This window comes from Corynebacterium tuberculostearicum (assembly GCF_046097255.1).
GTDB lineage: Bacteria > Actinomycetota > Actinomycetes > Mycobacteriales > Mycobacteriaceae > Corynebacterium > Corynebacterium tuberculostearicum_J.
Genome location: NZ_CP175770.1, coordinates 2382167 through 2403855, shown reverse-complemented (window position 1 = coordinate 2403855; position 21689 = coordinate 2382167). Strand labels below are relative to the sequence as shown.

At 57.8% G+C, this 21689-nt stretch carries 18 protein-coding genes, 1 tRNA gene and 3 pseudogenes; 13 read left to right on the top strand and 9 right to left on the bottom strand.

From position 1 onward, the window contains the following. Positions 1 to 66 precede the first annotated feature (66 nt). From ACKFRY_RS11460 to ACKFRY_RS11450, 3 genes are read left to right on the top strand one after another with little or no spacing between them, the layout of a single operon-like run. Positions 67 to 1185 carry a potassium channel family protein gene (locus ACKFRY_RS11460; RefSeq protein ID WP_408922883.1) on the top strand — a complete coding sequence of 373 codons (1119 nt, stop codon included), beginning with the start codon at positions 67 to 69 and terminating at the stop codon, positions 1183 to 1185. Next, on the top strand, positions 1186 to 1917 hold the full coding sequence (locus ACKFRY_RS11455; RefSeq protein WP_408922882.1) for an NAD(+) diphosphatase: 732 nt from the start codon (positions 1186 to 1188) through the stop codon (positions 1915 to 1917). Beyond that, on the top strand, positions 1910 to 3967 hold the full coding sequence (locus ACKFRY_RS11450; protein WP_284844715.1) for an ATP-dependent DNA helicase UvrD2: 2058 nt from the start codon (positions 1910 to 1912) through the stop codon (positions 3965 to 3967). Before ACKFRY_RS11455 ends, ACKFRY_RS11450 begins: the two co-directional genes overlap by 8 nt. On the opposite strand, the gene ACKFRY_RS11445 is transcribed toward ACKFRY_RS11450, so the two are convergent. Beyond that, positions 3945 to 4832, bottom strand: coding sequence for a hypothetical protein (locus tag ACKFRY_RS11445; protein WP_408922881.1), 888 nt, complete (start codon positions 4830 to 4832; stop codon positions 3945 to 3947). The genes ACKFRY_RS11450 and ACKFRY_RS11445 overlap by 23 nt on opposite strands. A 62-nt stretch (positions 4833 to 4894) precedes the next feature. Here ACKFRY_RS11445 and ACKFRY_RS11440 point away from each other — a divergent pair, with 62 nt between their 5' ends. Continuing rightward, a complete protein-coding gene (locus tag ACKFRY_RS11440; RefSeq protein WP_408922880.1) occupies positions 4895 to 5416 on the top strand; it encodes a M48 family metallopeptidase in 522 nt (173 codons plus the stop codon). On the opposite strand, the gene ACKFRY_RS11435 is transcribed toward ACKFRY_RS11440, so the two are convergent. Further along, the gene (locus ACKFRY_RS11435) at positions 5413 to 6834 is read right to left on the bottom strand and encodes a zinc-dependent metalloprotease (protein WP_408922879.1); all 1422 of its coding nucleotides are present in this window, start codon (positions 6832 to 6834) and stop codon (positions 5413 to 5415) included. The two genes, ACKFRY_RS11440 and ACKFRY_RS11435, sit on opposite strands and share 4 nt — an antisense overlap. A gap of 93 nt (positions 6835 to 6927) precedes the next feature. Between ACKFRY_RS11435 and ACKFRY_RS11430 the strand changes: the two genes are divergently transcribed. Beyond that, complete coding sequence (locus ACKFRY_RS11430) at positions 6928 to 7992, top strand: PDZ domain-containing protein (RefSeq protein WP_408922878.1); 1065 nt, start codon at positions 6928 to 6930, stop codon at positions 7990 to 7992. Between the two features lie 5 nt (positions 7993 to 7997). On the opposite strand, the gene ACKFRY_RS11425 is transcribed toward ACKFRY_RS11430, so the two are convergent. Both ACKFRY_RS11425 and ACKFRY_RS11420 read right to left on the bottom strand, forming a co-directional pair. Then, entirely contained in the window at positions 7998 to 8669 is a 672-nt protein-coding gene (locus tag ACKFRY_RS11425) for a beta-N-acetylglucosaminidase (RefSeq protein ID WP_408922877.1), read from the bottom strand. A 46-nt stretch (positions 8670 to 8715) separates the two neighbouring features. After that, a complete protein-coding gene (locus tag ACKFRY_RS11420; RefSeq protein WP_005322346.1) occupies positions 8716 to 9252 on the bottom strand; it encodes a PPA1309 family protein in 537 nt (178 codons plus the stop codon). 123 nt (positions 9253 to 9375) lie between these two features. On the opposite strand from ACKFRY_RS11420, the gene ACKFRY_RS11415 reads away from it, so the two are divergent. The 4 genes from ACKFRY_RS11415 to ACKFRY_RS11400 all read left to right on the top strand — a co-directional run bounded on the left by ACKFRY_RS11415 (position 9376) and on the right by ACKFRY_RS11400 (position 14657). Further along, positions 9376 to 12333 carry a UPF0182 family protein gene (locus ACKFRY_RS11415; RefSeq protein ID WP_408923431.1) on the top strand — a complete coding sequence of 986 codons (2958 nt, stop codon included), beginning with the start codon at positions 9376 to 9378 and terminating at the stop codon, positions 12331 to 12333. 151 nt (positions 12334 to 12484) lie between these two features. Beyond that, a tRNA-Met gene (locus ACKFRY_RS11410) sits at positions 12485 to 12561 on the top strand. Between the two features lie 686 nt (positions 12562 to 13247). Beyond that, positions 13248 to 13640: a hypothetical protein gene (locus ACKFRY_RS11405; protein WP_408922876.1), complete on the top strand. Its 393-nt coding sequence runs from the start codon at positions 13248 to 13250 to the stop codon at positions 13638 to 13640. After that, complete coding sequence (locus ACKFRY_RS11400; RefSeq protein ID WP_408922875.1) at positions 13641 to 14657, top strand: IS30 family transposase; 1017 nt, start codon at positions 13641 to 13643, stop codon at positions 14655 to 14657. On the opposite strand, the gene ACKFRY_RS11395 is transcribed toward ACKFRY_RS11400, so the two are convergent. After that, positions 14564 to 15756 (bottom strand): IS3 family transposase gene (locus tag ACKFRY_RS11395; RefSeq protein WP_100067808.1). Its coding sequence is split into 2 segments (ribosomal slippage): positions 14564 to 15477 and positions 15477 to 15756, totalling 1194 coding nucleotides; the frame shifts between segments, so codons are not numbered across the junction. The genes ACKFRY_RS11400 and ACKFRY_RS11395 overlap by 94 nt on opposite strands. A gap of 71 nt (positions 15757 to 15827) precedes the next feature. Here ACKFRY_RS11395 and ACKFRY_RS11390 point away from each other — a divergent pair. Beyond that, a pseudogene (locus ACKFRY_RS11390) lies at positions 15828 to 16037 on the top strand (IS30 family transposase); the annotation flags it as partial. A gap of 280 nt (positions 16038 to 16317) precedes the next feature. Here ACKFRY_RS11390 and ACKFRY_RS11385 read toward each other — a convergent pair. After that, positions 16318 to 16989, bottom strand: a complete 672-nt coding sequence (locus tag ACKFRY_RS11385; RefSeq protein ID WP_070769504.1) for a 3'-5' exonuclease — start codon at positions 16987 to 16989, stop codon at positions 16318 to 16320. 469 nt (positions 16990 to 17458) lie between these two features. Here ACKFRY_RS11385 and ACKFRY_RS11380 point away from each other — a divergent pair. Next, positions 17459 to 17677: pseudogene (locus ACKFRY_RS11380) on the top strand (IS3 family transposase); the annotation flags it as partial. Positions 17678 to 17786: 109 nt separating this feature from the next. Here ACKFRY_RS11380 and ACKFRY_RS11375 read toward each other — a convergent pair. Then, on the bottom strand, positions 17787 to 17960 hold the full coding sequence (locus ACKFRY_RS11375) for a hypothetical protein (RefSeq protein WP_408922874.1): 174 nt from the start codon (positions 17958 to 17960) through the stop codon (positions 17787 to 17789). An 82-nt stretch (positions 17961 to 18042) separates the two neighbouring features. After that, positions 18043 to 19268, bottom strand: a protein-coding gene (locus tag ACKFRY_RS11370) for an IS3 family transposase (protein WP_100619247.1) whose coding sequence is annotated in 2 segments (ribosomal slippage) — positions 18043 to 18989 and positions 18989 to 19268 — 1227 coding nt in all. Because the reading frame shifts where the segments join, the coding sequence is not laid out codon by codon here. A gap of 112 nt (positions 19269 to 19380) precedes the next feature. Here ACKFRY_RS11370 and ACKFRY_RS11365 point away from each other — a divergent pair. Further along, complete coding sequence (locus ACKFRY_RS11365; RefSeq protein WP_408922873.1) at positions 19381 to 20097, top strand: Mu transposase domain-containing protein; 717 nt, start codon at positions 19381 to 19383, stop codon at positions 20095 to 20097. Between the two features lie 17 nt (positions 20098 to 20114). Continuing rightward, positions 20115 to 20873 (top strand): ATP-binding protein, encoded by a 759-nt coding sequence (locus tag ACKFRY_RS11360; RefSeq protein WP_150851610.1) that lies wholly within the window; start codon positions 20115 to 20117, stop codon positions 20871 to 20873. Positions 20874 to 21156: 283 nt separating this feature from the next. On the opposite strand, the pseudogene ACKFRY_RS11355 reads toward ACKFRY_RS11360, so the two are convergent. Beyond that, a pseudogene (locus ACKFRY_RS11355) lies at positions 21157 to 21574 on the bottom strand (DDE-type integrase/transposase/recombinase). Positions 21575 to 21689: the final 115 nt, after the last annotated feature.

Genomic DNA, 21689 nt, shown 5'->3' with positions numbered 1-21689 from the left:
TGGGCGGTTGCGTAAACGCGCAATCTCTTGAGCAATCATTCGAGACCAGAAAAGAAGGCTGGGCTAGTGGCCAAAAAACGTGCGCAGGCAATGAAGTCACGCTTTAGAAGTCGCTTCTTGCCGCAGGTCGAGCTGTCCTCGCAGCCAGACCACGCTCTCATTGATGTCATTACGGTGCCGAGGGATGAAAATTCCAGCCCGTGGCGTCAGTTGGGCAAGCGTGTGCTGTGGGCTTTGGGCATCGTTGTCTTCGTGACCGTCGTGGTCTATTTAGACGGCGGTGGGTATAGCGAGGACATGTCGCTATTGGACTCTGCCTACTATGCGGCGGTGTCGCTGACTACCGTGGGCTACGGCGATATCGTGCCCGTGTCCCCGCAGGCCAGGTTTATTAACTTAACGCTTATTACCCCCGCCCGCCTGATCTTCCTTGTTTTATTGGTTGGCGCGACCTTGTCCGTGCTGACGGATAAAGCCCGCCGTACTTTCCAAATCCAGAACTGGAGAAAGCAATTGCGTAACCACACCGTCGTTATCGGTTATGGCACCAAGGGCGCCGGAGCCGTGGCCGCGCTGCTGGCCGATGATGTTCCGTCCTCCCAGATCGTGGTCATCGATACCAACCGTGCGTCCCTCGCTCACGCCGAGCACCACGGATTGGTCACCATCTTTGGATCCGGTACCAAGCAGGACGTGCTAAAGATCGCTGGGGTAGAGAACGCCAGCTCCATCGTCGTTACCCCATCCACGGACGATACCGCGGTGCTGTGCTGCCTGTCCGTGCGAGAGCTTGCGCCCAAGGCCAAGATCGTGGCGTCGGTGCGCGAGTCCGAAAACCGTCACCTGTTGCTCCAATCCGGTGCAGATTCCGTGGTCACCTCCGCTGAGACGGCCGGTCGACTGCTGGGCCTAGCCACCGTGACCCCGACGGTGGTGGAAATGATGGAAGACCTGCTCTCACCCAACGAGGGTTTCTCCGTAGCCGAGCGCGCTGTGCGCGAATTCGAGGTGGGCTCCAACCCACGCCACCTGGCAGATATCGTGCTGGCTGTCCTGCGCAATAACGAGCTGCACCGCGTGGATACTGCGGATGCCTCCGCGCTGAAGCCGGGCGACCGTCTGCTCTACATCAAGCATGAGATGGAGCAACCCATTGAGGTCATGGACGATGATGATGAGGATTAAGTGTTCCTCCCAGTAACCCCTCACGGCCAGGTACCGGTTACGGCAGCGGGGGAGCCGGTGCTGGTGGAGAAGGTTCCCGGGGGCGTCGGCAAGCACGCAGTAGTGGACCTAGGTACCCTGCAGGCGTGCGCGTATCCGGAAGACGGTGCTAGCGAGCTGGGCCGGCTAGAAAGCGCGACGTTCTTTGCGGACCAGCCGGTGATTTTGCAAGCCATTGCGCTGATCCGCAATCGGCGCGAGCAGCGCTTTGATCCGCGCACCGGTCACAAGCTGGACTACCCAGCACCGGGAATCGTTGGGCGCGATCCTTTGGACGAGCGCCGGATGGTCTTCCCACGCCTAGATCCTGCCGTCATCGGGCTCATTCGCCTCAGCGGCACCGACCGGATTTTGCTGGCGCGCAATCGCCGCCGCACTAGCTTCTTTTCTCTGATCGCCGGCTACGTTGAGCCGGGCGAGACCGCAGAGGCTGCTTTTGCACGCGAGGCCCTGGAAGAAACCGGGCGTAGGGTGGAGGATATCCGCTATTGGGGCTCGCAGGCGTGGCCGCCGAGTGGTTCTCTTATGCTGGGCTTTTGTGCGCACACGGCTGATGTCCACCCCACCTGCCATACTGATGGGGAATTGGAAGAGATCCGGTGGGTGGAGCGCGCCGAACTGCCTGAGCTTTCGCTTCCTCGTCCGGGTTCAATTGCACACACGATGATTATGGAGTGGTACCACGGTGACTAAGCCGGATTTGTCCTTGCTGGATGAAGATCAGCTGCGCGCGGCCACGGCGCCGCGCGGGCCCGTGTGCATCTTGGCTGGCGCGGGTACGGGCAAGACCCGCACTATTACCTATCGCATTGCCAACTTGGTGGACCAGGGTTTTGTGAGCCCGCAGCGCGTACTTGCGGTGACCTTCACGGCGCGAGCGGCCGGAGAAATGCGCGATCGCCTGCGCACCATGGGCGTGGCCGGCGTGCAGGCGCAGACCTTCCACGCGGCGGCGCGCCGCCAGTTGAAGTATTTCTGGCCGCAGGTAGCAGGAGATCTTCCGTGGCAACTGCTGGATAATAAATTCCCCCTAGTTGCCCGCGCGGTGCGCTCGGTGGGGCTAGATAATTCCAAGGACATGATTCGAGACGTCCTGGCGGAGATCGAGTGGGCTAAGTCCGCGCTGGTCAGTGCCGAAGATTATGAGTCCGTGATCGCCAATACGGACCGCAGTGCACCGGCCGATCCGGCCAAGGTGGCAGAGGCTTTCCGCCGCTACGAGCAGTCCAAGGCCACGCCGGACATGATGCACTTGGACTTCGATGACCTCCTCATGCACATCGCAGGTGCCATCGAGAATGTGCCGGCGATTGCGGAAACCTTCCGCGAGCAGTACCGCACCTTTGTCGTCGACGAGTACCAGGATGTTACCCCGCTGCAGCAGCGGGTGCTCAACGCTTGGTTGGGCGAGCGCGATGACCTTACTGTGGTGGGCGATGCTAACCAGACCATTTATTCCTTCAACGGTGCTTCCCCGGACTACCTGCTTAATTTCTCCCGCACGTATCCGGATGGCACCGTGGTCAAGCTGCAGCGCGACTACCGCTCCACGCCGCAGGTAACGGACCTGGCCAACCGGGTCATTGGCAAGGCCACCGGCCGCGCGGCGGGCACGCGCTTGGAGCTGCAGGGCATGCGCGAGCCCGGCCCAGAGCCCACCTTCAAGGCCTATGAGTCCGAAGAAATTGAGGCCCAAGAGGTGGCTGGCCAGGTCCTTACTCTGCTGGATCAGGGTGTGCCGGCCTCCGAGATTGCCATCCTTTACCGCATCAACGCCCAGTCGGAGCAGTTTGAGCAAGCGCTTGCCGACGCCGGAGTGGTCTACCAAGTCCGCGGCGGCGAGGGCTTTTTCCGCCGCCCGGAAATCCTGGAGGCCATCCGCGTGCTCATCGCCGCGACCCGCCGTGAGGACCTGCCGGATGACCCGGTGGCGATTGCCCGGGCCGCGTTTGTCGAGCTGGGTTTGAGCTCCACCGAGCCGCAGGGCGCCCAGGCCCGCGAGCGCTGGCAGTCCCTTAATGCACTGGTAGGGCTCATTGAAAAGATTGTGGAATCAACTCCTGGCATCGATCTCAACGGGGTGCTGGGGGAGTTGCGCCGGCGCTCTACCGATAAGCAGGCCCCAGCTATGGAAGGCGTGACGCTGGCTACCGTGCACGCCGCCAAGGGCTTGGAATGGGATGCGGTATTCCTCGTGGGGCTAACGGAAAAGCTCATGCCCATCAACCACGCCATCAAGGCCGGCGACGAACAGGTAGAAGAGGAGCGCCGCCTTTTCTACGTGGGTATTACCCGCGCTCGTGAGCACCTCGCGCTGTCGTGGGCGCTGGCGAAGACTACCGGCTCGCGTGCCTCGCGCGAGCGCACCCGCTTCCTCGATGGCATCGTCCCAGCGGCCGAAGATGCCTCCGGCGGTGGATCTCGCTCGCGCCGCCCGAAGCGGTGCCGCGTGTGCTCTGGTCCGTTGGGAACACCGGCGGAAAAGGTCATCGGCCGCCATGAAGACTGTGAGGGCGGCGGCGACGAAGAGGTCTTTGCTGCCTTGCGCTCGTGGCGCTCCCAGATTGCACGTCAGGAAAAGGTACCGGCGTATGTCATCTTTTCCGATGCCACCCTGCAGGCGATTTCGGAGGAATTGCCCTCCGATGAGGCAGAGATGCTTTCCATCTCCGGCGTAGGCCCCAGCAAGCTGGAGCGCTACGGTGCCCAGGTACTAGAGGTTATTCGTTCGGTTCGTAGCTAGCCAGGTTGGTCTTGCCGCCGAAACACACCGGGCAGCGTGGATGCGCAATGACGGTGCGCTGCTGGTGGTGCCCGTAGATATCGACCTCCCATTGCTGCCCGGGGCGCGGCTTAGCGGTTGGCGCGCCTGGCGGCAGCGGCCGCCCCATCAGTCGCCGGATAATCACTTGCGTATGCGCCGCAACCGCATCGAGCACCACGGCTTCTGGCGTGCGGCGCACGCGGGTGAGCTGGGTGCTGATGATATTCCAGAGTGGGTCCATATCCACGCGCGCCAAGTGCGCACACAAGGGGCACGGTCCTTGGCCCCGCAGCCGTACCGGACCGATGACGCCACGATTGTCCAGCAAAGATACCGGAATCCACGTGGTTCCGGTGCCCGCGAGTGCATTCGCGCAATCCAGCGGGCAGTGCAGCTGGTCCACGGCGAGCACCGGATACATGCCGTCGAGGTCGTGGATATAGGAAAAGGCATTGTCTTCCTCCAGCGGGATGCGCACCTGGAAGCCGTCCGCCTCTAGGCGTGCGCGGAGCCTCTCCGCCAGGGTGGATTCTCCCATGAGGACAATGGTGTCTGTCTTTTCGGCGGCCTGCCTGTGCGGCCAGAGGATGCCATAGTCCAGTGCGTCTTCAATGAGGCTCAGCGCCGCCGCCTCCTCAAGCCCTGCGGCACGCAGCCGGTGGGACAAGTCCTCCGGGGACACTGGCTCGCGAGCGGTGTTGAAAGCCGTCGCGACGGCGAGCGCGCTTCCAGTTTCCGCAACCCCGACGCGGGTGGCATCCATGCCAAATTGGATCACCGTTTCCTCGCGGCAAAATACTGCGCTGCCTGGCGCCAAGACCACCTGGGTGGCAGAAATCCCCACTCCTTTAACCCCTTCCCCCAAAGTATGTGGTCTCCATTGCACCACAGGTACAATCACCTGTCATGTCGAGCATGCAGCCAACCGCACCGCAGCGCCCAGAGGTTAAAGTCATTCGCTCTGCCAAGCGGAAGAAAACCGTGCAGGCGCGCATGGTATCCGGGGTGCTCGAGGTGCGCATTCCCGCGTGGATGTCCGCGCGCGATGAGCGCGAAGCAGTCGCGGACATGTTGGCGCGGGTGGAAAAGAAACGGGGCAGTGGCCGCCGCACGGACTCCCAGCTTGAGGAACGTGCGCGGCGGCTCAACGCGGCGTATTTAGATGGCCGCGCGACTATTGGCTCTATTCGGTGGGTGAGCAATCAAAATACGCGGTGGGGTAGCTGTACTACCTCCACCGCGGATATTCGGCTGAGCGACCGGCTACAACAGGTGCCGGACTATGTGCTGGATTCAGTGATCATTCACGAGCTCACCCACACCTTCATCCCGCGCCATGGGCGGGATTTTTGGCAGTGGGCGGACAGGGCGCCCCACGCTGAGCGGGCGAAGGGCTATCTTGAGGCCTATCAGCGCTGGGGCTGCTAGTTCTCCTCGTCCTCGTTGCCCTTGTCCTTCTTGTCGTCTTGGTCTTCCGGCTTCTCGGACTCCTTGGACTCGTCGCCCTGCGCCGCAGAGGAATCCTCGCCGTTCTTCAGCATTTCCTCCAGCTTGGCAAACTCTTCTTCAAAGCCTTCATCCGGGCCTTCGTCCAGCAGGGAATCGATAAAGGCGGCCGGATTATCGAGGTGCTCCGCAGTGGGCAGGAAGTCTGGGTGATCCCAGGCCTTATCGCGCTTTTCCGCGCCTACGGCGACGGTGGCGCGGCGCCATAGCTCAGCGGCCTCAGAAACCTTAGGGGCATTGAGTTCGATGCCGACCACCTTGCTAAAGGCCTTCTCGGCGGAACCGCCGGTGCTGCGGCGGTGCGCCCATGCCTGGGTCAGCTTCGAGGTCGACGGGATGCGCTCGCCCAGTGCCTCAGTAACGACGTGCTCGGCCCAGCCTTCCACCAGTGCCAACAGGGTCTCGAGGCGGGATGCGGCCGCAGTGTTCTTGGACGTAATGCGCGGGGAGAGGTCCATGCCCTGCAACTTGCTCATTGCGTCCTGGATTGCCTGTGGATCGCCGGACTCGAGGTTGAGCTCGCGGGTGACTTCCTCCAGGTGGGAGGTATCAATAACCAGGCCGATGGCATATTCCTCCACGGAGGAGACGATGCGCTCTACCAGCCAGGGCACGTGCTTGAACAGGCGCTGGCGGGCAGCCTCGCGGGCGGCAATATAAACTAGCACCTCCTGGCCAGGAACATTAATCTCGCGGGCGACCTTCTGGATGGTCTGTGGCAACAGTGCCACGGTATTGGCTGGGGCGATGGGCAGGCCGAAATCGGAGCCGGTCAGCGCCTGGGAGGCCAAATCGCCCAAGGCGTGGCCGAGCTGCATGCCAAAGTTCATGCCAGACATCTGGTTCATCATCTTGGTCATAGGGCCCATCATCTCGCGGGCCTCCTCCGGCATGGAGTCCAGCTGAGCATCATTCATGTGCTCTGCCACCGGGGTGACCATGCGCTGCCACGCCGGCATGGTCTCTTCCAGCCACTGCTTGGAATCCCAAGCCTTGGCCGTGCCGGAGGCGGTGGGCAAATAAGTGGCGTCGTCAAGCCAGAGCTCCGCCAAGCGGACGGACTCCTCTACGGCCTTGGTATCGTCCGCGCTTACCGCCTTGGACTGCGAGATCTGCTGCAGGGCGATGCGCTTAGCCATGTCGTAATTAACGGGGCCGGAGTTTTCCGGCGAGTTCATGGAAGAGCCCATGCCGGACAGCATCTGACCGAACTGGTTCAGCATGTCACCCAGGCCGCCACCATTAGCGCCGCCGAATGCGCCGAACGGGTTCTGGTCACGACGTCCGTCATTATCGTCGTCATCGTTATTGGGGAAAGAAAAACCGAATCCGTTGCTCATGCGTCCTAATCTACCGGCACCGTCCGGCTACTTTCCATGATCCCCGCTACGCTGACAGCGAACACTATGGCAAAGGTTGTAGGGTATTGATCCGTGAATTCTCCTGCTAGCCGTCGCGTCCGCACCATCGCCTGGGGTGCCATCCCCGTCGTCCTCACCGGTGCGTTGGTATCGCTTGACCATATCCCCGGCACCGATGTGTCTTTGACCGTGCCTTATGCCGCTGAGGGCCCAGGACCCACGGTGGACACATTGGGTGAGGTCGACGGCACCCAGGTCGTCGATGTCCAGGCGCCGAAAACCTATGACACCGACGGCCACCTCAACATGACCACGGTGTCTGTGCGCACCAATATGACCCTGGCACAGGCGCTGGGCCGCTGGATGATGACCGATGACACCATCGTGCCCATCGATACCGTCATTCCGCAGAATATGAGCGATAAAGAGGTAGAAGAGTCCAATAAGCAGGCCTTTACCCAGTCCGAGTCTGCAGCCACCGTGGCGGCCATGGATTACCTGCACCTGCCGGTAAAGATCACCATCGCGGAGGTCTTGGATGAGGGCGCGGCGCAGGGCACGTTGAAAAAGGACGATGTCATTACCGCCGTAGACGGCAAGGAGGTCTCGGAGCCGGGCGAGGTCCAAGACGTCATCAAGCAGAAAAGCCCTGGCGATAAGGTCACGCTGACCGTCCAGCGGGGCGGCAAGGAGCAAGAAGAAGAAATCGAGCTAGGGGAGAACCCGAAGCAGAAGGGGCAGGCAATGCTGGGCATCGCCATGCTCTCGGTCCCGCAGGATGATATTAAGGTCAAATACAACCTGCAGGATATTGGCGGTCCCTCCGCCGGCATGATGTTTACCCTGGCGGTCATCGATAAGCTCAACGAGGAAGACCTCACCGGCGGCAAGTTCGTGGCCGGCACTGGCACCATTCAGGAAGATGGCAAAGTAGGCCCCATTGGCGGCATCCAACATAAAATCGCCGCAGCACACGAGGCGGGCGCGGAGCTCTTCCTCGCGCCGAAGGATAATTGCTCCGAGGCCGCCGCGAGCGACCACGGCGATATGCCCATCGCGGAAGTTTCCACCTTGGATGAGGCAGTGTCCACGATGAAGGACTTCGCGGACGGCAAGGATATTAAAACCTGCCAGTAGCCGGCCTACTTAGCTAGGCCCAGCTCCTTGATCTTTTCTTCCGGGTCTTCCTGGTCGGAGGAGATCATCTGCTGCATGACCATGCCTTCTTTATTGTCCACCACGGTGATGACCGCGGTGGTTCCCAAGGTGGACCAGCCTACGACGCGGTCGCCGTCATCTTCGATGACCTGCGAGCTGCGCAGCTCGGTAAGCACCTGCGTGGTTTGCTTGGCCTTGGAATGCGAGCGGAAGAACTGGAACTGGCCTACCTCCGGCCCAGAGCAATTATAGGAATCGTCCCCGCCCGTGGAATCGCAGCGGTCGAAGTGCGCGAAGAGCTCCTTGGGTGCTACCGGAGCAAAGATGTCATAGGCCTTGGCCACCGACTTTTCCAATTTTTCGCTACCGGGCTCCTTGCTTGCCGACGCCCCCTCAGACACCCCCGAGCTTTCCGCCGCGCTCGATTCCGCGCTGGACGCAACGGTGGAAGGAGAGCTGGAGGCGGTGCTGGTTTCCTCAGCGGTATCCGCCGCAGGGGCGGTGGACTCGGCGCCGGCGGTGGTGGTCTCCACGGAGGCGTCGGCAGGCGCGGCATCGTCCGAGGAACAAGCGGCAGTGCTCACGCCTACACCCAGCAGAAGCGCTGCTGCGGTGGCGCGGGTGGCGGTCAGGCGAGTGAGAGTAGTGCGTCGCACGGTAGGAAAATGCTCCTTAGTCGCAGGCGAGAATTGTCACTTCAGTCTAATCTAGCTCATCCGGGTCTTGGTTCAGCCCATAGCGCAAGGCCGCAATAACCCCCGGTGCTACCTGTGGGCCGCCGCGCAACTGGATGTCATCCTCTGCGAACGGTCCGGCCGCTTCTAGCTCCTCCTCGGTGGGTCGCAGCTGCAGCAAGGTGGTTTCGATGCCTTCCTCGCGCAGCGCTCCGGAATAAAGGCGCGCCGGGCGAGGGGAGGGGTCCTCGCTGGAGGTATCGCGGAACTTAATCTCTTGGGCCAAGATGACGCCAGCAACCTCTCGCGGCCAGGCCAGGCGGGAGACATAATCGGCCAGCTGCTCCGAACCAGGTTCAATGTTTTCGGGCACGTTATCTTGCACGATGAGGGTAAGCGGCGCCGCGTCCTCCTCATCGAGTGCGGCAAGCTGATCGGCTACCAAGTGGGTGGGAACCAGCGCGAAGATGGTGGGGCGGGCGTCCCAGCCTTCGGCGTGGACGAATTCCACGGCTTCGGTCATCGCGCGGTTTAAAGCTGGCTGTGATAATTCGGGGGAACTCATGAACATCCTTATTCGTTATCTGTGTATTGCTTCCTTAAGCTGGAAGAAGTCTACAGGTTTTAAATTCGCACTAGTTGATTGGAGCTGGCGTTGTCCTTAGGGTCATCCACACCAGCCGCCCCGTTGAAGCGGCCCCCGCGGGTCGCGACAATCATTGCGGCCATCATTGCCGTCCTCTTGTTCTTTGGCCCCATGCTCGTGGGCATGTACACGGATTGGAGGTGGTTTGGTGCGATTGAATACCGGAACGTCTTCACCACCGCGATTATTGCGCGGATAGTCCTCTTTATCATCTTCGGTCTTGTGGCCGCTGCAGTGGTGTGGGCCGCCGGCTATTTTGCCTGGCGCGGGCGCCCGGATTCGCTCGACTTGGGAGACCTGAACTCGCCGGTGTATCAGTACCGCAAGTCCATTGAGAAGTCCATGGGTGTCTTCTTCAAGGTCATCCCCGCCATCGTGGGCATCATCGCCGGTTTCATCGGCCAGTCCAATTGGCGCACGGTCCTGCTCTTCCTCAACGGCCAGGAATTCGGCGAACAAGACGCCCAGTTCCACCACGACCTAGGTTTTTATGCCTTCACGTTGCCAGTTCTAAAGATGGTGGTCAGCACCCTGTCCATCTTGTTGATCCTGGCCTTCCTTATTGCGCTTTTCGGCCACTACGTGCTGGGCGGCATCCGCATTGGCAATAAGGCCGCCGGTGTGCGCGGCTCCATCTCCCACCCCGCTCGCCTGCAGCTGGCGATTACCGCCGGCTTGTGGATGGTAGTCCAGGTCATCGGCTACTGGTTGGAGCGCTATGAGCTGCTTAATACCCAGCACGACCTCTTTACCGGTGGTTCCTATACCGATATTCACGCCTACCTGCCGGCCAAGATCATCTTGATGATCATTGGCGTCTTTGTGGCCGTGGCCCTGTTTATGGCCGTTGTCATCAAGGACCTGCGTATCCCCGGCCTGGCCGTGGTGCTGATGCTGCTGTCCTCGCTGGTCATTGGCCAGGCATGGCCGCTGCTGATGGAGCGCTTTTCCGTACAGCCCAATCGCCAGGCTAAGGAAGAAGAATCCATCGCCCGCAATATCGAGGCCACCCGCTATGCCTATGGGCTCACTGATGACCACGTCACCTATGAAGACAACTGGGGCGGGGATGATGTCTCCGATGACAAGGTGGCCTCTGATAACGCCACCATCAATAACCTCCGCCTGCTGGATCCGGAGATCCTTTCTCCTACCTTCACTCAGATGCAGCAGCTGAAGAACTTCTACGGCTTCCCAGAGACGCTGTCGATGGACCGCTACGAGATCGATGGCAAGAAGCGCGACTTCGTCGTCGCCGCCCGCGAGCTGGATCCGAACGAGCTGCGAGAGAATCAGTCGGACTGGATTAACCGCCACACCGTCTACACCCACGGCAACGGTTTTGTGGCAGCGCAGGCCAATAAGGTCGACGAGGTGGCCCGCGATGCAGGTTCCGCCCGCGGTGGCTTCCCCATCTTTACCGTGTCTGACCTACAGACTCAGGCCGGCGAGTCCGAGGGCGAAGGCGAGACCCAGGACGCAGAGAAATCCCTTGGCATTAAGGTTGATCAGCCGCGCATCTACTACGGCCCGGTTATTGCCGGCGCGGCCGACGGCATGGATTATGCGATTACCGGCAAGACTGGCGATAACCCGGTCGAGTATGACACCGATAGCTCCACCTACACCTATGACGGCAAGGGCGGCGTTGGCATCGGCAATATCTTTGACCGCACCATGTACGCCGCCAAGTATCGCGAGCTGAACTTCCTGCTTTCGGACCGCGTCGGCAGCGAATCGAAGCTGCTGTATGACCGAGACCCGCGCGAGCGCGTGGAAAAGGTTGCTCCGTGGCTGACCACCGATTCTGCTACCTACCCGGCCGTGGTTGATGGCCGCCTGAAGTGGATTGTGGATGGCTATACCACCCTGGAATCCTTGCCTTACTCCCAGCGTGCCTCGCTTTCCGACGCCACCCAGGACACCCTCAATCCCGATGGCACCACCCAGCGCTTGGTCAATGACAAGGTCGGCTATATCCGCAACTCGGTCAAGGCCACCGTCGATGCCTATGACGGCACTGTGGACCTCTACGAGTTCGACAAGAATGACCCGGTGCTCAAGGCTTGGGAGGGTGTGTTCCCGGACGTCGTTAAGCCTGAGGCTGAGATCTCCGATGAGCTGCGCGAGCACTTCCGCTATCCGGAGGATATGTTCAAGGTGCAGCGTGACCTGTTAGCTCGCTACCACGTGGATGATCCAAATGTCTTCTTCAATAACGATGCCTTCTGGTCCGTGCCGAATGACCCCACCGCGGAGGAATCCCGCCAGCTCAATCAGCCGCCGTACTACGTGATGGCCGCTGACCCGGAGACCGGCAAGCCGACTTTCCAGCTGACCACCTCTTACCGTGGCCTTAACCGCGAGTTCCTGTCTGCGCACATGGCCGTATCCTCCGAACCGGAAAACTACGGCGATATCACCGTGCGCGTGCTGCCCACCAATACACAGACCCAGGGCCCGAAGCAGGCACAGGATGCGATGATGTCCTCCGACCAGGTCGCCCGCGACCGCACCCTGTGGGAGGGCACCAATGACTTGCACAACGGTAACCTGCTGGCACTGCCGGTAGGTGGCGGCGAAATCCTGTACCTCGAGCCGATCTACTCGCAGCGCAAGGACCAGGCTTCTGCCTTCCCGAAGCTGTTGCGCGTGCTCGTGTCCTATAAGGGCCGCGTGGGCTATGCCCCGACCATCGGCGATGCCCTCGAGCAGGTGGGAATCGACGCCAAGTCCGCCCAGAACATCGAGGAAGTCGACGGCGATTCTGAGGACAAGGACGGCGCCAAGGATGAGAAGAGCAAGGACGAGTCCAAGAACGATAAGCCTTCGGCTCCAGCTTCTGCTCCGTCTTCGTCTGATCAGGCTGGCGCCATCGATGACATCAACAAGGCCTTGAAAGGCCTTGAGGATGCACGCGATGGATCCTTCGAGGAATACGGACGCGCCCTAGATGAGCTCGACAAGGCAGTCGAGTCCTACCAGTCGACGGAGAAGTAGTCTCGGCTCATAACCGCAATGAATTAGGCATCTGCCCAGCGGATTTGGGTAGGTGCCTTTCCCTATGTATAGTTACATGAGTCGCCAGGACAGAGCGAATACACTTTGTGTTAACGTGCTGTTCAAGCGCAGATGATGGAAGTCATCTCGACGCGGGGTGGAGCAGCTCGGTAGCTCGCTGGGCTCATAACCCAGAGGTCGTAGGTTCGAATCCTGCCCCCGCTACCAACTTCCAAGCCCCTACCAGTGGAAACGCTGGTAGGGGCTTTAGTTATTTCTCTTAAAGAGCACGTCCTGGGACTCAAATCGGGACTTTAGCGATGGCATTTTGTCACTTAAGCCGGTTTGGAAGTGATGCTGTCCTGCTGTGGAAGCTTAAAAATAAACGAAGGATCCTTGCTTCCACAGCAGGACAGCATAACCACTCCGGCGCCATCGAAGAACGCAGGAACAAAGACAAAGTTAATAGAGCGCGAAGATGGCAACCAGCTAGTTAGCATTAGTGATGGAGAGGCCCCTTTGGAACTTTCTTTTGAGCTCTCAGATTCCTTTCTTGAAAAGCTTCCAAGCGGACACATTCTAGTACGTCCAGCAGAAGGTGAGGCACCTAGCGCATACATTGAACCTGCCTGGGCCAAAGACGTCTTTGCGAACGTAGTGACGGAGCCTTGCAGCTCGTGGGTGCAACCTCACCGCAAGAATGGTTAGGCCAGATAGAATTCGGGGCGACGACCATGCTTGTGCAGAGAGTTGGAAAGGAAACGGCCTTGAGGGGGTTGTTTCTGTTGAGTCAACTACTGAAAGAAGGAAGTACAATAATTTTAGTCGATGCCCACTTGTTGGGGAAAAAGGGGGATGAATGGACGGGCGGGCTCAGGTGGTGAATGCATCTATACAGCTAGGAGGTTGTGTAGATGTCAGGTGATGAGAAGCTACGTGAGCGGTTTGTGGAGGCGTATCTGCATGATGCGCGTCCGGTGCCAGTGATCCTGAAGGAGTTGGGCGTCTCGAAGGTTCAGGCGAGGGCATGGCGCCAAAGCGAGGGGCTTAACCGTGCTCGGCGTCAGCGGAGTTTGGTTGACAAGCAGTATCAACAAGTTGTCGCTCTGGTTGAGAGTGGCCGATCTGTGCTCAGCGCAATTGAAGAGGTCGGGTTTCCTCAAAGTCTGGCTTATCGCTACCTTGCTCAGGACGGGTTGGAGCTCGTCCGAGGCAATCGCGGTGGAACGGCACAACATGACCGGGATCGCATTGCCCAAGCTCTAAAGCTGGTTGATGCTGGCAAAAGCTATAAGCAGGCAGGCTAGGTGGTTGATCGCAGCGCTGACACGGTCAAAGCGTGGCACCATGATCACAAGTCTGGGCGTTTGATACTCAATGATCATCCCACTGAATCTGAATCGAAGGTAGGACGCGGAAAGCGTCTTATCCGACATGACCGAATAGAGATAGCCTACCTGCTGAAACAGGGCCATACTCACCGTGAGATTGCAGCCCAGCTGGGACGTAATCAGTCGACGATTAGCAGGGAAATCGCCCGTGGGATGACTGAGCATGGCTACGATGCCCTCGTAGCTCAAAAGCGGGCTGTGGACCGCTTAGCCAGGCCTAAACCCCGCAAACTCGATACCAACCCGCAGTTGCGTGCCTTGGTCATCGAGGGATTGAACACGAAGTGGTCACCTGAGCAGATTTCGAACTATCTTGCCCGCTGCTTCGGTAAAGGTGGGGATATGTCAATTAGCCATGAAACCATCTACCAAGCTCTCTACATCCAAGCCAAAGGCGCTTTACGCCAGGAATTGAAGGTAGAAAAAGCCCTGCGTTCTGGGCGTACCGGACGAAAACCACAATCACGCCTGCCAGCCCGCGGTAATCGAAGCTGGATTGGTGAAGACTATCGCATCAGCAAGCGCCCTGCCAGCGTTGAAGACCGCGCTGTTCCAGGACACTGGGAAGGCGATCTCATCATCGGCCAAGGAGGCACAACTGCACTCGTAACCTGTGTGGAACGCAGTACTCGCTACACCATGATCCGCAAACTAGATGTTCATGATTCCGCCACGACTGTCGATAAGTTGATCGAGATGTTTACCGGCAAAATACGCAACATCACCAAAACGCTGACCTGGGACCAAGGCGTAGAACTAGCCCAAGTCGACAAGCTGAGCATCGCACGTGGACTAGCAGTTGGGCCTGACCCCCGGAAAGTGGACACGTCGGGGGTTAGCTATGCTGCTCTAGTCAGTGTAGCTGAATTCTCGGCTTCAAAGACGTCAGGAGCTGAAAGATTGCACCAGGAGTGCCGTCGGCGTGTGTTGTAGCGCATGCACCACCGGAAGACTTCTTGGCGGCAGGAGATCGGATTGTCAAAGACTTTCCTGTCACGCAAGATTTCCCGCTTGAGCGTGGCGTTAAACGATTCTGCTAGGGCGTTATCAGCACTCGTTCCTACCGCTCCCATAGACTGGCGCACACCCAACGACGAGCAATAGTTCCTAAAGGCTTGTGAGGTGTACACGCTGCCGTGATCAGAATGGAAAATTGCCCCTTTAAGGCTTCCGCGGACTTTCCTGGCATGGGACAAAGCTTCGATAACCAGTGATACCCGCATGTGATCGGCGAGTGCATGTCCGACAAGTTTGCGCGAGTAGACGTCGATGACCGTGGCCAGGTACATGTTCTTGCCGCCCTTACACGGCAGGTACGTAATGTCGCCTACATAGACGTGGTTTGGCCTGTCAGCTGTGAATCTGCGGCCTACTAGATCTGGCATGACGCGGTGACCAGGCTTACGCCTGGTAGTGACGCATCGGCGGCGTTTGGTAAAGCCTTTAAGTCCCATGGATTTCATGATTCGTGCGACTTTCTTGTGATTTATCGGGCCAAAGCTCGTATCGGCTTTAAGGCTTGCAGCGATGCGTTTAGCACCATAAAGCCCGTATTCATCATCGAAGATGGTCTTGATTCTTGCACCAATAAGAGCATCCGAACACGTCTTTAACCTGCGTTCTTCGCGGGTTTGCACCCATTTGTAGAACGAGGAGCGATTGAGCTTTAACACCTGGCACATCCGCTTAACCGAGAATTCGGTTCGGTGGTCATAGACAAACTGGAAGCGGATCACCAGTGAGTCTCTTCGGCAAAATATTTCGCGGCCTTGCGCAGGATGTCACGTTCTTCGCGCAGCTTTGCGTTCTCTTTTTCTAACTGGCGGATCCGTTCGGAATCATTCGCTGCTTGGACCTTGTCGCGCATGCTTTTTGTGCGGGCACGTTTGCCGGTGCCGTACTTCTTGATCCAAGAATGCAGCGAGGCACGGTTGATACCGAGCTCTGCTGATGCTGAGTTCAGTGAGAGGTCCTCATTGTTTTCGTAGAGGGCCACGGCATCGCGTTTGAACTGTTCGGAGTACCTGGACATGGTGGTAGATTACCTTTCTTCCAGCCCGACTGGGCTGGATATCAGGTGTCCACCAAACAGGGGTCAGGTCCGTTTACTTCTGCGATCCGCACTCGCCGTGGCAGTGACCTACCAACGAAAACACCAACGGGCTAGTCAGAGACTTCCTACCTAAAGGAAGCGACTTTAGTACTCTGACCGACAAGGATGTCCAACATATTCAAGACCTTCTCAACGGGCGCCCTAGAAAAGTCCTCGACTGGTATAAACCCGAAGAGAAGATACAAGAACTATTCAAGTGATGCATCCACCACTTGAAACCGCCCTGTTTGGTGGCAACCAAATCTATTGATTTGGGCGGCAGCCCAACGAGCCGCAAGGCGAGGCGGGTGCAAGAACCGCAACCCGTATTTGATAGTTGTGTTGGTTGATCGGCTAATGATGGTAGATCAGCGCACACATCAGATCCGCTATATGTCTTGCCATATGGCGGGACATATGTTATAGCGTATGTTCCGCCATATACTAAAGCATATGTCCACCCGCATGGACTGCCATGGTTGGTGTGTGCTGGTGAGTGCTCTATATTTCGCGGGGGAGCAGTGGGGCGGCGTGGCTTACCCGCCAGGTGTTGGTGGCGCGGAATGCTTGACCTTGGCGCAAAATCTTGCGTCCAATTTCGCCGCGTTTGAACCCGAACAGGGAGTGGAGCATGTTCACCGTGGCGGTCGCATCGGCTACTGCCGCGTGCGCGTCCGGATTGTCCAGTCCCAGGCGGTCAAGGAGTGCGGGCAGGTTGTAGGGGCCACGGTCAAGCATTTGCTTGGCAAGGTCAATGGTGTCAATGAACGGAAAGAACTCGTCCTCGCCCTCATCATCGTCGACGCCGGACATACGGTCAAACTCAGCAACTATCATTTTCGAGTCAAACGGGGCGTTGTGGGCAAATAGCTGCATACCGTCGATGTAGCTAGTGAAGCCCCCATACACATCATTAAACGTGGGAGCAGTAGCCACCATGTCGTTGGTAATGCCGTGAATGTGGGAGTTTTTAATAGCTTTGCCGTCAGGATTCAGTAGTGTGTGCCAGGAGTCGACGGGGTTGAAATATGCGTCTGCGCGCACGGCAGCAAGTTCAATAATGCGGTCATAGCGCTTGTTAAAGCCGGTGGTTTCGGTGTCAATAACGGCAAAGACCGGCTTGCCTGACATACGTGGGGTATAGCGGTTGAGGAGGTTTTCTAAAAAGCCCATGGCCCCAAGCCTAGAGGCCCATACCGACATGGAAGCCTAAACGCTATCGAACATAACGGCAGCACTGTTTTCTGTGTAGCGCCCCTGGGGCACTTAGTTACCTTTTCTGATTCTTTGCCGCTCTTTTCTTTTCCAAGACAGTCTAGAAGACACAAGGATACGTGGAGGGTCATAGGACTGCGGTTGTGGTGGGGTGTTTTGGTGGCAACCAAATCGCTTGCGATTTGGGCGGCAGCCCAACGAGCCGAAGGCGAGGCGGGAGCCTTTCGGTCTTAAGCTTCTGGCGGTGTTGGTTGATGGATCCCCTGTGGGGATATAGATCTACAGGGATATAGTTATAAGCCACCTGGGAAAATAGATAAACGTGCAGGTAAAACCCTGTGGATAACTGGGTCGGTGAGGGTAAATATGCGCATCCTCTTTTTGAGTGAGGGTAAATATGCGCAGTGTCTGCGAAATGGTTCCCCGGCGGAGAGGTAATTGTTATGACAATGCCGTGATGGAAAACTTCTTTGGCCACTTGAAAGCCGAGATGTATCACGGTGAGAAGTTCGGGTCTGTCAAAGAATTTACCGCTGCGGTAGACGCGTACATCGACTGGTACAACGCGGAAAGACTCCAGCTGGGACTTGATGGTTGCACCCCGATGAAATACCGGGATAAGGCCCTTAAGACGTTAGCCGGGTAGGATTACCCCTAGTCCAACTTTCGGGGGCAAGTTCAGTTTCAGTTCGCGGTTTTCTCGACGCAGGCGCCTGAGTTCTTCTTCCATTGTTTCGCCGCCTGAAGCGTCAGAATTATCGTGTACTGAAGGCTGTCACGGTACCAAGCCCGCAACGTGTGTGGGATACTCCAAGCAGCTCACCGACCTCCGTGTAGGCGCGTTGCAGTGAGCAAGACTCCAGGCGGACCATTTCGATGATCTGATGGACCGCCTTCTCCTTGAACTCGACGGAATATTTTCTAGGCATAGTTCAATCCTTCGTTAGCTGAGGTAGGAACTAAACCCAGGACGCTTCATTCTGAAGCGTCCTGGGTTTAGTTCCGCTTCTTTTACGGCCCTGTGTTGATGGGCTGGGTGAGATAGTACTCGGTTTCTACTTCCTGTGGGGTGGCGTAGTCCAATGCTTCGTGAAGTCGCTTAGTGTTCCACCAATGCACCCACCGCAAGGTGGCCAGTTCGACTTCTCCGACCGACGTCCACGGGCCCTGGGCATGAATCAGTTCCGCCTTGTAGAGACCGTTGACTGTTTCGGCTAGTGCATTGTCGTAAGAATCGCCGATTGTTCCCACACTCGGGCGGATTCCTGACTCAGCTAGCGCGGTGGAATACTTCAGTGACACGTACTGGCTGCCCCGATCGCTGTGGTGAATTAGTTGGTTTCCATGGATTCGTCCTGCAGTCGTTAACGCATGTTCCAATGCCTCCATGGGCAGCGCATCGGTGCGCATTGTCGAGCGTGTAGCAACACCAACAATTTTTCGGCTGAAGACATCCACGACAAACGCGGTGTAGGCGAATCCTGACAGGGTGCGAACGTAGGTAATGTCGGCAACCCAAAGCCTGCCTGGTGCCTGCGCACGGAAGTTTCGGCGCACTAGGTCCGGGCGATGATCCGGTGTCTTCGGGCTTACCGTTGTTATTGGGGTTCGCCCACGTCTGCGGCCAGAAACACCTGCAAGTTTCATCAGACGTGCGGTCTTGTCGCGACCAATATGAAAGCCTTCGCGGTTCATCGCGTGCCACATTTTGCGGATGCCGTAGACCGAGAAATTCTCCGCATGCACACGCTGTATCTCTGGGATGAGCAGGCTATCGCTTAAGGCTCTTGCGCTGGGAACACGTGTGGTGGCTTTGCGGTAGCCGCGTGAAGTAATGAATCCACGATCTGCTTGTTTAAGGACTCGGCAGATGGCCTCGACCCCAAATTGATCTTTGTACGCGTCGATGTAGGAGATCATTTGGTCGTGGGTCGGTCGAGTTCCGCTGCGAAAAAAGCCGAAGCAGTTTTAAGAATCCCGTTTGCTCGTTTCAGTTCGCGGTTTTCGCGGCGCAGACGCCTGAGTTCTTCTTCCATTGTTTCGCCGCCTGAAGCGTCAGAATTATCGCGTACTGAGGCGCTGTCACGGTACCAGGCCCGCAACGTGTGGTGAGATACTCCAAGCAGCTCACCGACCTCTGTGTAGGCGCGTTGCAGTGAGCAAGACTCCAGGCGGACCATTTCGATGATCTGATGGACCGCCTTCTCCTTGAACTCGACGGAATACTTTCTAGGCATAGTTCAATCCTTCCTTAGCTGAGGTAGGAACTAAACCCAGGACGCTTCATTCTATAACCTTGATGAGCTTAATGAGGCGATCGCTTGCCGTCTTGCTGTTATCAACGGCGCAATGACGCGGCCTGATGGCTCAACACGGCAGATGCGCTTTGATAAAGAAGAGGCACCAATGATGCGGGATCTTCCGCCGACGCCGTTTACGGAAGTGTCTTATAAGCGGCTTAAAGTCGATCGCAACTGGCACATCACCTGTGACTACCAGTACTACTCAGTGCCATTTCAGCTGGTAGGAGAGTCGGTAACAGTCAGGCTCACCCCGCAACTGGTGAGCGTCTTCAACGGGGAGCAGCTTGTTGCTGAACACACGCGCCTTCACGGATTCAAATACCGGTATTCCACCAACCCTCAGCATGGGCCGCGTGGCGATGATGAAGGCCACAAGGCGCTTACCCGTGATGAGCTTTTGGCCTGGGCCTCGTCGTTTGGGGCAGCAACGCACGCAGTCATAGCGATGATCCTCGACCGCAATAGTGCCGCCGTACCCCGCGGACTCATCCAGGCACGCAACGTGTTGGCCAACCTGGGCAAAAAGCACAACAAAGCCACCCTGGAACCTGCCTGCCAGCAGGTCGTGGACAAGAAGCTGGCCCCAACGATGGCAGTGATCAAACGCCTCCAGACTGACATTGCCCACGCCCAACAACATCCCGGGGAACCAGGGCCAAAAACACAGCCTGTGGCCAAGCGCCAACCACGCCCAAGTACCCCGCTTACCGGCGACGTGGCCGATGCCGTCTTTATCCGGCCTGCTGACCACTACGAAAACTAGAAGGAGTGTGAAAAATCATGAGCAGCATCGACGACGAGATTGTGCGGGCAAAAATGCGCAAGCTTCGTGTATCAACCTTCGCTGACATCTTCTACGAGGTTGTCAACGACGAGGCCTATGCGGATGCGCTACCAGAAGACATCTTCCTCGCCGCAGTCGAAGAAGCCTACACACAACGCCAACAGCGCAATATCGCCAAGGCCATCACCCAGGCACAATTCCGATACCCGGATGCAAGCCTGGCTGAAATCACCCGGGCAGAACAACGTGGTATCAACATGCGCCAGCTGAAACGAATCGCAGCAACCAACTGGCGGGAAAACCCGACCAACATACACATCCTCGCACCGACCGGAACAGGCAAGACATACATTGCCTGCGCCATCGGCATCGCCGCATGCAAAGCCGGATATTCCGTGGCGTACTACCGGCTGGATCAACTTGTAGACATGCTGGCGGTCTTCTCACCGACTGACCAAAACTACCTCGATAAGATGCGGAAACTGATCAACGTCGATGTCCTTATCATCGACGACTTTATGACCATCAGCATCAACCAGCGCGGGCAAGAAGACCTAGCCAAGATCATATTCGACCGCGACGGAAGGCTCCCAACACTGATCTCTTCCCAATCAGCTGCCGCCTACTGGGTTGAAACACTGCCAGACAGAGTCGGAGCCGATTCACTCGTAAGCCGCCTCAACAACGGCCACCGAATCCATATCGGAGACTTCGACATGCGTAAAGCCACCGCCCCGACCACCCCAGACGACTAAGACTAACGGCCCGGGCCGACGTACCCCTCGGCCCGGTACCAACTACCCGGAACACGACAGTACCGAGTCCCCAGAACACCGGTACCAAAAACTCGCATCTGACAGCGTAAGTTTCTTCGCTCTACCGCAGTAGTCGATTTTTTGTCGAAAAGTTGTCGGCGATCATATCCCAGGTGAAGCTGTAGGCTTCGCGATTGTTTTTAGCGGTGCTGTTGCAAAGTTGGGTGGAGAACCGCGAACACTCCTTTCTTCGTCGCCTGGCCAGCATTATGGTCCAGCCTGCTTAGATATTCTGGAAGACTCGGTTGACGATCACCGCGTCCGGGTTCGGTTGCTTGTTGGCAAACATCGCGTCTTGCCCTTTCCGCAATGAGTGCATCGCCTCTATCCCTTTCAACGTCCGATATACAGATGTCCGGTTCTTAAACGCGCCTTTCGACCCGAGGATCCGCTTCAGCCGACCATGGTCGCCTTCCAGGATGTTGTTGAGGTATTTCACCTGCCGGTACCACCGTGTTTGCTTGTCCAGCTCAAGGGTGTATTTCTGGACCCAGCGGCAGATCGTGGTGTGATCGACTGGCACGCCCCGCTCGGTCATCATTTCCTCCAGAGCGCGGTAGCTCACCCCGTAGCGGCAGTACCACCGCACCGCCCACAGAATGATGCCACGAGGGGAAATGACAACCGGAGAAGACACCCATGGCTGTGACTATTTCACGTCGCCCTTCCTACTACCCCAACTTTGCAACAGCGCCAGAGAGAGCATAAAAGAAGCGTAGCGGTTAACCGCTACGCTGTGTTGTGGGGCTTTTAACT

Bases quoted from the DNA above. Each gene is read 5' to 3' on its own strand.
- ACKFRY_RS11440 (WP_408922880.1), top strand. From the start codon at position 4,895: ATGTCGAGCATGCAGCCAACCGCACCGCAGCGCCCAGAGGTTAAAGTC.
- ACKFRY_RS11435 (WP_408922879.1), bottom strand. From the start codon at position 6,834: ATGAGCAACGGATTCGGTTTTTCTTTCCCCAATAACGATGACGACGAT.
- ACKFRY_RS11420 (WP_005322346.1), bottom strand. From the start codon at position 9,252: ATGAGTTCCCCCGAATTATCACAGCCAGCTTTAAACCGCGCGATGACC.
- ACKFRY_RS11405 (WP_408922876.1), top strand. From the start codon at position 13,248: ATGTCAGGTGATGAGAAGCTACGTGAGCGGTTTGTGGAGGCGTATCTG.
- ACKFRY_RS11385 (WP_070769504.1), bottom strand. From the start codon at position 16,989: ATGGGCTTTTTAGAAAACCTCCTCAACCGCTATACCCCACGTATGTCA.
- ACKFRY_RS11375 (WP_408922874.1), bottom strand. From the start codon at position 17,960: ATGCCTAGAAAATATTCCGTCGAGTTCAAGGAGAAGGCGGTCCATCAG.
- ACKFRY_RS11365 (WP_408922873.1), top strand. From the start codon at position 19,381: ATGACGCGGCCTGATGGCTCAACACGGCAGATGCGCTTTGATAAAGAA.
- ACKFRY_RS11360 (WP_150851610.1), top strand. From the start codon at position 20,115: ATGAGCAGCATCGACGACGAGATTGTGCGGGCAAAAATGCGCAAGCTT.